Below are 10,834 nucleotides of genomic sequence, written 5' to 3'. Positions count from 1 at the left end.
CGAGATGGAGGCGAGGTCGCTGCGCGAGGGCGCGTCCGGCACGTATCGAGTCGCCGCGTTCCCGACCGCCGCGCGAACGATCCTGCCTGGCGCCTGGGCGTCGCTGCGTGCCAGCTCGGGAGAGGGAGTGCAGCTTCGAATCATCGAGTTGGAACCCAGCGAGTCAATTCCGGCGCTGATGAGTGGTGACGTGGAGCTCGCGCTGGCCCATGGCTACTCGAACATGCCACCCATCACCGGCGTCGGACTCGTTGTCACGGAGATCGCATCGGAGACAGTGCGGCTGGCGGTAAAACGCTCAGAATGGTTCGGCGACGACACCGCCCCGGTGAACCTGAGTGATTTCGCGGACGAAAACTGGATCGTACCCAGTCGCGAATGGACCTGCTACGACATGGTCCACCGCGCGACCGATCTCGCCGGATTCGAACCACACACCGTGGCGGAGGCGACTGACTATCAGGTCCAACTCGCGCTGGTCGCGGCCGGGATGGGCGTCGCGCTGATCCCCACACTCGGCGCAACTAACCTGCCCGAGGGGGTGGTGATGCTTGATGTGACATCGCCAATCCGACGATCGATCTATCTCGTCGCACGGCGGGCGTCCGCCGCCGATGCCGGACTTCAACGGATCCAGGATGCCATTGCCGCAGTCGCAGCCGAGCTGCCGACGATGTTGCCGCGAGTGACCTGACACTCAGTCACGGCAGAGCGGCAGCGTCACCACGAAGCTTGCCCCGGGCGCGTGCGTGGTATCGATTGCGATGGTACCTCTGTGCGCCGTGAGGATGGTGCGCACGATCGACAGGCCGAGGCCGGTGTTCGACGCGGAAGGGGTGCGCGCATCATCCAGTCGAACAAATCTGTTGAAGACCCGCTCGGCGTCGGCGGGGCGAATTCCCGGGCCGGAGTCCGTCACCGTCAACACCACGCGTTCCTCGTGTTCGTGCAGGGTGACGTCGATCGGCGCCCGACCATGAATGCGCGCATTGTCGAGAACGTTCGTCACCACCCGAGCCAGTTGAGCGCGGCTGCCGTACGTTCGCGCGGCCGAGACGCCGGCGGTGCGAATAGTGACGTCAGGGTGGGAGGCTCGCAGAGAGTCAACCACGGTGAAGACGATGTCGTCGAGGTCTACCGGAGTTGCGCTGGGGGGTTCGGATTCTCGATCGCTCCGAGCCATCGCCAGAAGGTCATCGACGAGCTGCTGCAGCCCGAGCACCTCCGACAGCACGCGCTGCGTCGTGCGCGCGGCATCCGCGGTTTCGGGATGCGCGAGGTCGATCTCGAGTTCCGTGCGGATGCGCGCGAGTGGGGTGCGTAACTCGTGGGAGGCATCGTCGACGAAACGGCGCTGTCGAACCGACGCATCCTGCACACGATCAAGCATGCCGTTCATGGTCGCGGCCAACCTACCGATCTCATCGCGCGTGCGTGGCTCGGGCACGCGGCGGTCGAGCGTATCGCCCTGGATGTCGGCGACCTGCGCGCGAATCGCCTCAACCGGGTGAAGCACGCGGCCGACCAAAAACCAGACCGTCAGGGCGAGTAGAGCGGCCGTCACCGGCACCGAAACGGCCAGGCCCCGGGCAAGAGCATCCACACTGTCGTTCACATCATCGAGAGGGGTGCCGACCTGGACGACCAGTTCGCCAGCCCGCTCCGACCGCACACGAAACTGGATTCCTGTGGACGGATCTGACACCGTCGTGTAGGTCACCGAGCCGGCGGCGGGCTGCGGCGGCGTCCGCAGTTCCGGGGGGCTCGCCGTCGACGCGAGGAGCTTTCCGCCGGGGTCGGACAGCAGCGCGAACGACTCGTCGTCGCCCTGGCCTGGGATCGTGGCATCCACCGCTGAATACGGCCAGGATTGCAGGATCTCGGCGGCATGACGGGTCAATACCTCGTCAACGGAATCGGTGAGAACAGAACGCTGGGTGGTCGCCAGGGCGATCGCGGCGGCACCGAGCACCGCGATCACCACGACGGTGGCGATGACGGTGATTCGGGCCCGGATGCCGGCGACCAGGTCACGCATTCTCAAGCCGGTAACCTGCCCCTCGAAGTGTCGTGATCTTTGCCGTGGCCCCGTGATCCGCGAGCTTGCGGCGGAGCCGGGCGATATACACCTCCACGATGTTCGGGTCGCCATCGAAATTGTCGTGCCACACTCCCTCGATGATCTGATGCTTCGAGAGGGCCTGGCCGCTTCGGTGCATCAGATAGTGGAGCACCTCGAACTCGCGACTGGTGGTGGCAATCTCGCGCCCGTCGATCCATGTTCGACGGGATCGGGGATCCACCGTCAGGTTGCCGAGAGAGATTGGTGCCGGGTCGCGCGATCCGCTCCGGCGCATGAGGGCGTGCAGGCGTGCGACGAGCACGGTGAACGAGAAAGGCTTGACGAGGTAGTCGTCCGCCCCGGTGTCGAGAGCCTCCGCCTCGTCAAGGTCTCCGTCTTTGGCGGTGAGCATGAGGATGGGAGTCCAGTTTCCTGCCGCCCGAAGCTTTCGACAGACCAGGAAGCCGTTGAGGCCGGGGAGCATGATGTCGAGCACGATCGCGTCGAATGACCCTTCCGTCGCTCGCCATAGCCCTCCGACCCCATCGGTCTCCACCTCGACCGTGAATCCCTCCGCGGCGAGGCCTCGGGAGACGCTCGCCACAATCCGCTCGTCGTCGTCGACCAGGAGCACCTTCACTTCTGCCTCCTTCGGTTGACTACACGATAACCGGATGCGACGACGCCTCCTGCGTGACTACTCGACGTTGCCATCCGTGCTGACCACAGCGAAAGCCTCATCGAGTTGCACATCGATCTCGTGCCCGTTCTCGAGGGTGACCTCCACTTCGTAGTAGCTCTCCTCATCGTTCACCTCGGTGTCGGTGACGGTACCGGCACCGAGATGGGCAAGCGCGGCGGAGCTTGCACTCGCAAGCGCGGGGCCGCTGATGGGAGTGTCGATCTCGTCGGGTGGTGACGCCGCCGAGACGCTGGTTGCCGCTGCGCCCACCAGCGCCAGCGAGCCAGCCAGGCCGACTGCCACCACCGACGCTCGTATTGTTTTGTTCATATCCGAACTCCAATTCCGGGTGCCCTGTGCTCCCGACACTTCGACGCTATGGCGATGTGCCTGACGCCAGCCTGAATTGTTCTGCTTGCCCTTCAGGGCACCGTCACCTCACACCGACACCAGTGCCTGGAGTGCATCCGCCGCCTGCTCTGCCGTTGTGACGCCGATGTCGATCGTGATGGCATGCTCGTCGGCCGTCGGCGGCTCGAGAGTGGCGAGCTGCGATTCGAGCAGGGATGCGGGCATGTAGTGGTCCAGTCGCGCAGTGAGCCGACGGGCGATGAGGTCAGACGAGCCGGCGAGGTAGACGAAGACCACGTCTTCACCTCGCAGAATGTCACGGTAGCTGCGCTTGAGGGCCGAGCACGTGATGATGCCCGGCCGCCCCTTCGACGTGCGCGTGATGATCCACTCAGATACCCGAGCGAGCCAGGGCAACCTGTCGTCGTCGGTCAGCGGATGCCCGGTCGCCATCTTGTCCACGTTGGCCCGGGGATGCAGGTCATCCCCCTCCTGAAAGTCCCAACCAAGACGCCCTGCGAGCAGGCCGGCCACGGTCGACTTGCCCGACCCAGCTACTCCCATGATCACGAGCACCGGATGCCTCAGCCTCCCCGTCGACGCGCCGCCTTCGATCGTCACACTCATCCCTAGATAAACACATCGAGGATCAGGACGCCCACGAGCCCCGACACCGAGATGAGACATTCCATCACGGTCCAGGTCTTCAGGTTCTGACCGACAGTGGTGCCAAGGTACTCCTTGACGAGCCAGAAGCCAGCGTCGTTGACGTGCGAGAGGAACAGCGAGCCGGATCCGATCGCGAGCACCATGAGCGAAATTTCGGGCGTCGCCAGGGTCGCCGCGACGGGGGCCAGGATTCCGGCCGCTGTGACCGTGGCCACTGTTGCTGAGCCGGTAGCAACCCGGATGAGCGCGGCGACGAACCATGCCACGAGCACCACCGAAAGGTTGCTACCGCTGACGGCGTTCGCGATAACCGTGCCGATCCCGGTGTCGATGAGCACCTGCTTGAAGCCTCCGCCGGCGCCGACGATCAGAAGGATGCCCGCGATCGGCGGCAATGAAGCCGTGAGCGATGCCGAAACTGCCGCGCGCCCCATCCCGCCACCGCGCGCGAAGAAGATCATGGCGTAGACGAGCGCGAGTCCCAGCGCCACCACGGGGGTGCCGAAGAAGTCGAGTGTCGCCTTGACGGGTGCGGTGGATGTTGGATCCACGGCATCCACGATCGACCGGGCGAGCATCAATGCCACCGGCAGCAGGATGCCCAGTACAGCGTTGAGGAATGACGGGCGGCGTCGGCCTGCGACATCCTGCCCCTCGTCCTCGGCCGTCACGAACATCGCGGGGACCGGCACGGTTACCCACCGCGCTGCGACCCTGGAGAACACTGGCCCGGAGAGGATGATCACCGGGATCGCGAGCGCGACTCCGATCGCCAGGGTGAGGCCAAGATTTGCGCCGAGGGTGGTGACCGCGACGAGAGGACCGGGGTGCGGGGGCACGAGTCCGTGCATGACCGACAGGCCGGCGAGAGCAGGGATGGCAATGCGGATGAGGGATTGCCCGCTGCGCCGCGCTACCAGGATGATCACCGGGATCAGCAGCACGAGCCCCACTTCGAAGAACATGGGGAGCCCGATGAGGCTGCCGATGAGGGCCATCGTCCAGGGCAGCGCGCTCGGCTTCGATCGGGCAACGAGAGTGTCAACGATGCGGTCGGCGCCGCCCGAATCGGCGAGTAGTTTGCCGAACATCGCTCCGAATCCCACCAGGATTCCGACGCCCGCCATCGTGTTTCCGAAGCCGGTGCCGAAGCTTGTGATCGCTATCGCCGGTGCGAGCCCCGCTCCGATACCCACTCCGATCGCCCCGACGGCGAGGGCAAGGAACGGGTGCACCCTGAGCAGGGTGATGAGCAGGATGATCACAGCGACGCCAATCACGGCGGCGCTGATGAGTTGTACCTGGCCACTTGCTGGCTCGATCGGGGGAACGGGATCGGCCGCGTACACAATGGGCAGAAGGGTCATGGCATTGTCCTCTCGGAGGACGCCTCGATGCGACCTCGGTGTCGATACGCCGCGTCAGCCTGGTCGCCTCGGAGAACGTGACTAGAGTGACAGGGAGTGCTGCGATAAATAGCTTTTATCTGATAAATCAGATTATTGATTGAGATCATGACATGCCGATTCACCGACGTCAAGTGTGATCGCCATGTTTGAGAGTGGAGAGTGGAATGGCGCGCACCACCCGGGCATCCGCGGGCGGCGAGCTCGGCTTGCACGGACGCGTCATGAGCTCGCTCGGACAGGGGATTGTCGAGGGCGACTTCAGAAGTGGTGAGATCCTCGACCTGGATGAATTGGCGGAGGGATTCGAAGTCTCTCGGTCGGTGCTGCGCGAAGCCCTGCGGGTATTGCAATCTCTCGGTATGATCGAAGCCCGTCAGCGCGTGGGTACCCAGGTGCTGCCCCGGGAACGCTGGGATCTTTTGAACCCTCAGATCATTGCCTGGCGCGGAAGCGGGCCGGACTACTTCGTACAAATGCGCGAACTCATCGAACTACGGCTCGGCATTGAGCCGGTCGCGGCGAAGCTCGCGGCGACGGCGATGCCCGACGAAGATATCGTCCGCGTTACCTCAGCCGGACTCGAGCTCGTGCGCGCGAGCGCGGCCGGGGATGGCCGGGCATTCCTCGACGCAGACGTGATGTTTCACACCGTCATCCTGCGCAGCGCAGGCAACAGCGTGATGGCTCATTTTGCCGGCACCGTGGAAGCCCTGTTGCGAACCCGGGAAGATGAACGACGGTTCACTATTACTGACTACACTCCTGCCTCGGCCGACCGTCACGACGCGCTCGGTCGAGCGTTGGCCGCTCGCGATGCGGATGCCGCCTACCTATGCTCCTACGCTCTTCTCGACGCGACACGCGACGAGTTTATTGCCGAGGCGGCCCTCCGAATGGGTGGCTCGGGCAGCCTTTCGTAGCCGCACGTCGAATGGTCTGGTGACACTGCGAGGTGGACCATTACGGCGCTGCGCACGACAGGCGCTGAGTTTTCGATGGATGCCCCGGCCGAGGGTGAGACGGTGACTTTCACGTGCTCGTTCCTCTCGGTCTGCTCCGGCTACTACCGTTACGACGAAGGCTTCACGCCCACCTTCCCGGGGGCGGACACCTTCGACGGGCCGATCGTGCATCCGCAGCAGTGGCCCGCCGACCTGGACTACGCGGGCAAACGCGTGGTCGTCATCGGCAGTGGCGCGACGGCCGTCACGCTGGTGCCCTCAATGGCGAAGACTGCTGCGCACGTGACGATGCTGCAGCGTTCGCCGACCTACATCGCCCCCGTGGCATCCCGAGACCGAAAGGCAGACCGCCTTCGTCGGCTGCTTCCCGCATCGGCGGCGTACCGGCTTGTGCGCATCAAGAACATCGCGTGGTCGATGTTCACCTATCAGTTGAGTCGGCGGCGCCCCGGCACTATGAAGGCGATCCTGCGCAGGGCGGCCGTCGGCAGTCTTCCCGAGGGCTACGACTACGACAGGCATCTCACCCCCACCTACAACCCCTGGGACCAGCGCCTCTGCGCCATTCCCGACGCCGACCTTTTCGCCTCGGTGCGCAATGGTTGTGCCGAGATCGTTACCGATGGCATCCGCAGATTTACGCCCGCGGGCATCGAACTGAACTCAGGCGCGACGCTTGACGCCGATGTCATTATCAGCGCGACCGGGTTGAACTTTCTCGCCATCGGAGGCATTAAGCTGACGGTCGACGGGCACCCGGTCGACATCTCGCAGCTGCTCACGTACAAGGGGATGATGCTCGCCGGGGTGCCGAACTTCGCCCTCACCGTCGGCTACACGAACGCATCGTGGACGCTCAAGGCCGACCTGGTCGCGCGCTATATCTGCCGGCTGATCAGCCACATGGATCGGCACGGGTATGACACCGTCACGCCCCGGCCTCCCGAGGTGGTGCGCACCGGCACGCTCGTGTCTTTGATCGACCTGGATGCCGGCTACATCCGCCGCGGCGACTCGCAGCTTCCCCGGCAGGGGTCACGGGCACCGTGGAGGCTGCACCAAAATTACGTCAGGGGCTTCCGGATGCTGCGCCTCGGCCGCATCACCGACGATGTCGTCTTCGAGCGCCGCGCTACGGATCGGCCACCGGTTCGCCCAGGATCAGCGGCGGTGACCATGGACGGATCTGCACTGGCTTAGGCCGAGTCGAGCCCGGCAAGCATGAGCTCGACCCTGCGGCGGATTTCGTCCCGGATAAAACGAACCTCCTCGAGAGGGAGTCCAGCTGGATCGGTCAGTTCCCAGTCGAGATACTTCTTACCCGGGTAGATCGCGCACGCGTCCCCGCATCCCATGGTGATGACCACGTCGGCGGCCTGCACCACATCATCGGTGAGAGGTTTGGGGAATTCCTCGGTCATGTCGAGCCCCAGTTCGCCCATCACTGCGACCACCGCGGGATTCAGGGAGGCTGATGGAGATGATCCGGCGGAACGTACATGCACGCGGCCGTCTGCGAGGTGGTGGGTAAACACGGCCGCCATCTGGGATCGCCCGGCATTCTGCTCGCACACAAATAACACCTCCGGAATCGTCGATTCGATCGCTCCCTTCGCCTGGGCCAGGGCGGTGAGACGCTCGGTGGAGAACCGGATGGTCTGCGAAGCGAGGTGAGTCGTGATCTTGGAGGTTCTCAGCAGCGCCGTATACGACTCGAGCACATATCGCTCGACGGTCTCGGTGCCGAAGATCCCGGCGAACTTTGCTCCCAGGTCTGCGGCGAGTCGCTTGAGGTACTCCTCGGGATAGGTGAGCCCGGGCATCCCGTGTCGCTCCGAGATCTCCATTTCGTGTCAGACCTTTGCGGGGAGAATCTCGGCCATCAGGGCCTCGATGCGGCGCCTGATGTCATCCCGGATCGGGCGCACCTCCTCGAGGGGGCGGCCTTTGGGATCGGCCAGCTGCCAGTCTTCGTAGCGCTTGCCGGGGAAGATCGGGCAGACGTCACCGCACCCCATGGTGATGACGACATCCGAATCGCGCACCTGCTCGGTGGTCATGAGCTGCGGCACGCCCTGGGAGATGTCGATGCCCTCTTCGGCCATGGCCAGGATGGCGATCGGGTTGATTTGGTCGCCAGGCTCGGAGCCGCCGGAGCGCACCTGAACGGCGCCGCCCGAGAGCGCAGTCATGTATCCGGCGGCCATTTGCGAGCGGCCGGCATTGTGGATGCAGACGAAGAGGACGGTGGGCTGATCTGTGGTCATAGCAGAAGCATAGATGACTATCTATGGATGTGGTCGCTGTCGTCGCAGTTCTTCACCCGGTATTCACCTCGGGACCTCGTCCGACAGGCAGCGCATCGATTTCCGCAAGGAGACCACGGACGCGACCGTCGATATCGTCTCGAACCGCACGGACGCCCTCCATCGTCAGGCCCGCCGGATCGGGCAGATCCCAATCCACATATCGCCGACCGGGATAGATCGGGCAGGCGTCGCCGCATCCCATCGTGATGACGTAATCGGAGGCCCGGATCACTTCGACTGTCAGCGGTTTCGGATACTCCCCACCCGCAGAAACGCCAATCTCATCCAGCGCGGCAATGACCAGTGGATTAATGGATCCGGCGGGGTCGGAGCCCGCGGTGAGCACCCGCACGCGACCCCCGGCGAGGGAGCGGAGGATGGCCGACGCCATCTGCGACCTACCGGCGTTCTGCACGCAGACGAACAACACATCAGCGATTGCTCCGTGCGCGAGGCCGTCGGCGCTGGCCAGGGCCTCGAGGCGATCGGCCGCGAATCGTGCCGTCAACGATGGTAGATACCGGGTGACACGACTGCGCTGGGCCAACAGTCCGTAGCTTTCCCTGACGTATTCCAGGACGGTCTCGGGGGAGAAGGTGCCGGCGAACCTGAAGGCGAGGTCGGCGGAGATGCGCTCGAGCACCGGCGGCGAGTCCGGTGCCGTCGCATCCTGATGATCCGCGTGCAGCGAGTCAAGTACCTCAGCGAGACGCGACGGAACTACCGAGTACCACGCGCGTCGCCCCTCCGGGGTTCGCAGCACTACACCCTCGTCGCTCAAGACCCGCAGATGGTGGCTGATCGTGGGTTGGGTGAGCCCCAGCTGTGTCGCCAGCTCGGTCACGGCACGCCGGCCCGTGTCCGATTCCACGATCAGCCCCAGGATCTGGATCCGCGTGGGATCTGACGTCGCCCTGATGTTTCGCGCGATCTTCTTGGCCGCCTCACGCTCGCGCGGGGGCGATCCTGCAGTGAAAGCACTGTCCCGATCCATAGACCGAAGTCTATGAGAGCTCAGCAGCAGCCTGGACTCGCGGTGGTTGAGCATACGCCGGTCGCCGGCAGCACGAGCTCGACGGTACCTGCGCTGACGAGATCACCGGCCAGATACGCGACGATCGACCGGACCTGCTCATAGCCGGTGGCGAGCAGGAACGTAGGCGCGCGACCGTAGCTTTTCATGCCCGCGATGAAGAAGTTCGGCTCGGGCTGCTGGAGCTCCGCGAATCCGTGCGGCTCGACCGTGCCGCAGCTGTGCACGGTGGGGTCGATCAGCGGTGCCAGCTTCGCAGGAGCTTCAACGATGTCGTCCAGATCAAGTCGAATTTCTCGAAGGATGCCCAGGTCAGGCCTAAATCCGGTGGCATTGACGATGACATCCGACGTGATGTGCTCGGTGTTTCCCACCCGCAGGCCGGTGATCTGCACCTGGTCGCCGTGCGGGCGCAGCGCCGTGATCTCGAATCCGTCGATGACTCTCACGACCCCGAAATCGATCAGTTTCGTCACCTTCGAGCCGAGCAGTGCGCGCCTCGGCAGCTCGTCGTCGTCCGAGGTGAACACCCGCTCGGCCGACCTGTTCCTGATGACCCACGTGACCGTCGTTGCGGGCTCGGTCTGAATGAGTGTGGCGAGGTTGATCAGGGTGTTTGCCGCGGAATGTCCGGCCCCCACGACGGTGATGTGCCTCCCGGCGAAGCGGTTGCGCTCGGCGCCCAACACGTCGGGCAGTGCCGACGTCACGTGCCCGGCGACGTCATCAAAGCCCAGGGGGTCGAGTCCGTTCGAGCCGAGACTGTTGGCCGTGAGATAGGTGCCCGAGGCGTCGATCACCGCCCGAGCCGTCACCTCCGAGATCGCGCCGCCGGCCTCGCTGATGCGAAGCACGAAGGGAGTGGATGCCCGGCCCATCGATCTCGTGCGATCCATGCCCTCGCGAGTGACGGCCGTGACCGTGACGCCGGTGTGGATTCGGGAGCGGATCTGCTCCAGCGCCGCGAGCGGGGCGAGGTACTGGCCGACCAGTTCTGCGCCAGAGGGTGCGGTCGACTGGTAGCGCGGTTGTGTCCAGCCGGATGCCTCGAGCAGGCGCCGCGCGGCCGGATCAATGAGGTGCTTCCAGGGGGAAAAGAGGCGGATGTGGCCCCAGGATCGCACGCTACTCGCGATGGTGTTCCCGGACTCGTAGATGACGAAGTCCAGCCCGCGCTCGATCAGGTGCGCCGCGGCGGCGAGGCCGATAGGCCCAGCCCCGATGATGGCGACGGGCAACGGATCGAGCCTGCTGTTCAGCCGGACAGGGGTTGTGAGGTCGATCAGGGTCATGGGCATCCATTCATATATCGATGTGTGTCGATGCACCAAGTGTGAACCTAAACATCGATGACTGT

Annotated in this window: 12 protein-coding genes; 3 read left to right on the top strand and 9 right to left on the bottom strand. The window is 64.5% G+C overall.

Features of this window, described 5'->3' with window-relative positions:
* On the top strand, positions 1–694 hold a 694-nt coding region (locus RMN95_RS02845; RefSeq protein WP_309615449.1), incomplete at its 5' end, for a LysR substrate-binding domain-containing protein.
* Positions 695–697: 3 nt separating this feature from the next.
* Here the strand turns inward: RMN95_RS02845 and RMN95_RS02840 are convergent.
* From RMN95_RS02840 to RMN95_RS02820, 5 genes are all read right to left on the bottom strand, one after another.
* A complete protein-coding gene (locus RMN95_RS02840) occupies positions 698–2,038 on the bottom strand; it encodes a HAMP domain-containing sensor histidine kinase (RefSeq protein WP_309615452.1) in 1,341 nt (446 codons plus the stop codon).
* On the bottom strand, positions 2,031–2,702 hold the full coding sequence (locus tag RMN95_RS02835) for a response regulator transcription factor (protein WP_309615448.1): 672 nt from the start codon (positions 2,700–2,702) through the stop codon (positions 2,031–2,033). Before RMN95_RS02835 ends, RMN95_RS02840 begins: the two co-directional genes overlap by 8 nt.
* Before the next feature lie 57 nt (positions 2,703–2,759).
* Entirely contained in the window at positions 2,760–3,074 is a 315-nt protein-coding gene (locus tag RMN95_RS02830; protein WP_309615447.1) for a hypothetical protein, read from the bottom strand.
* Positions 3,075–3,182: 108 nt separating this feature from the next.
* A complete protein-coding gene (locus RMN95_RS02825) occupies positions 3,183–3,722 on the bottom strand; it encodes a gluconokinase (RefSeq protein WP_309615446.1) in 540 nt (179 codons plus the stop codon).
* A gap of 2 nt (positions 3,723–3,724) precedes the next feature.
* On the bottom strand, positions 3,725–5,131 hold the full coding sequence (locus tag RMN95_RS02820; RefSeq protein ID WP_309615445.1) for a gluconate:H+ symporter: 1,407 nt from the start codon (positions 5,129–5,131) through the stop codon (positions 3,725–3,727).
* A gap of 206 nt (positions 5,132–5,337) precedes the next feature.
* Here RMN95_RS02820 and RMN95_RS02815 point away from each other — a divergent pair, with 206 nt between their 5' ends.
* Complete coding sequence (locus RMN95_RS02815; protein ID WP_309615444.1) at positions 5,338–6,093, top strand: FCD domain-containing protein; 756 nt, start codon at positions 5,338–5,340, stop codon at positions 6,091–6,093.
* Positions 6,094–6,195: 102 nt separating this feature from the next.
* Positions 6,196–7,335 carry an NAD(P)/FAD-dependent oxidoreductase gene (locus RMN95_RS02810; protein ID WP_309615443.1) on the top strand — a complete coding sequence of 380 codons (1,140 nt, stop codon included), beginning with the start codon at positions 6,196–6,198 and terminating at the stop codon, positions 7,333–7,335.
* On the opposite strand, the gene RMN95_RS02805 is transcribed toward RMN95_RS02810, so the two are convergent.
* From RMN95_RS02805 to RMN95_RS02790, 4 genes are read right to left on the bottom strand one after another with little or no spacing between them, the layout of a single operon-like run.
* Positions 7,332–7,982 carry an arsenate reductase ArsC gene (locus RMN95_RS02805; protein WP_309615442.1) on the bottom strand — a complete coding sequence of 217 codons (651 nt, stop codon included), beginning with the start codon at positions 7,980–7,982 and terminating at the stop codon, positions 7,332–7,334. The two genes, RMN95_RS02810 and RMN95_RS02805, sit on opposite strands and share 4 nt — an antisense overlap.
* A 6-nt stretch (positions 7,983–7,988) precedes the next feature.
* Positions 7,989–8,402, bottom strand: coding sequence for an arsenate reductase ArsC (locus RMN95_RS02800; protein WP_309615441.1), 414 nt, complete (start codon positions 8,400–8,402; stop codon positions 7,989–7,991).
* 52 nt (positions 8,403–8,454) lie between these two features.
* The gene (locus tag RMN95_RS02795; protein ID WP_309615440.1) at positions 8,455–9,438 is read right to left on the bottom strand and encodes a metalloregulator ArsR/SmtB family transcription factor; all 984 of its coding nucleotides are present in this window, start codon (positions 9,436–9,438) and stop codon (positions 8,455–8,457) included.
* 20 nt (positions 9,439–9,458) lie between these two features.
* A complete protein-coding gene (locus tag RMN95_RS02790; RefSeq protein ID WP_309615439.1) occupies positions 9,459–10,769 on the bottom strand; it encodes an FAD-dependent oxidoreductase in 1,311 nt (436 codons plus the stop codon).
* Positions 10,770–10,834: the final 65 nt, after the last annotated feature.

The sequence above is a fragment of the Salinibacterium sp. genome (assembly GCF_031364185.1).
Taxonomy (GTDB): Bacteria; Actinomycetota; Actinomycetes; order Actinomycetales; family Microbacteriaceae; genus Rhodoglobus.
The sequence above is the reverse complement of the archived record's forward strand: the minus strand, read 5'-3'. Positions and strand labels throughout refer to the sequence as shown.

Excerpts from the sequence above, each read along its gene's own strand:
- RMN95_RS02830 (WP_309615447.1), bottom strand. The coding sequence starts at position 3,074 with ATGAACAAAACAATACGAGCGTCGGTGGTGGCAGTCGGCCTGGCTGGC.
- RMN95_RS02840 (WP_309615452.1), bottom strand. The coding sequence starts at position 2,038 with ATGCGTGACCTGGTCGCCGGCATCCGGGCCCGAATCACCGTCATCGCC.
- RMN95_RS02815 (WP_309615444.1), top strand. The coding sequence starts at position 5,338 with ATGGCGCGCACCACCCGGGCATCCGCGGGCGGCGAGCTCGGCTTGCAC.
- RMN95_RS02800 (WP_309615441.1), bottom strand. The coding sequence starts at position 8,402 with ATGACCACAGATCAGCCCACCGTCCTCTTCGTCTGCATCCACAATGCC.
- RMN95_RS02805 (WP_309615442.1), bottom strand. The coding sequence starts at position 7,982 with ATGGAGATCTCGGAGCGACACGGGATGCCCGGGCTCACCTATCCCGAG.
- RMN95_RS02820 (WP_309615445.1), bottom strand. The coding sequence starts at position 5,131 with ATGACCCTTCTGCCCATTGTGTACGCGGCCGATCCCGTTCCCCCGATC.
- RMN95_RS02795 (WP_309615440.1), bottom strand. The coding sequence starts at position 9,438 with ATGGATCGGGACAGTGCTTTCACTGCAGGATCGCCCCCGCGCGAGCGT.
- RMN95_RS02825 (WP_309615446.1), bottom strand. The coding sequence starts at position 3,722 with ATGAGTGTGACGATCGAAGGCGGCGCGTCGACGGGGAGGCTGAGGCAT.
- RMN95_RS02790 (WP_309615439.1), bottom strand. The coding sequence starts at position 10,769 with ATGACCCTGATCGACCTCACAACCCCTGTCCGGCTGAACAGCAGGCTC.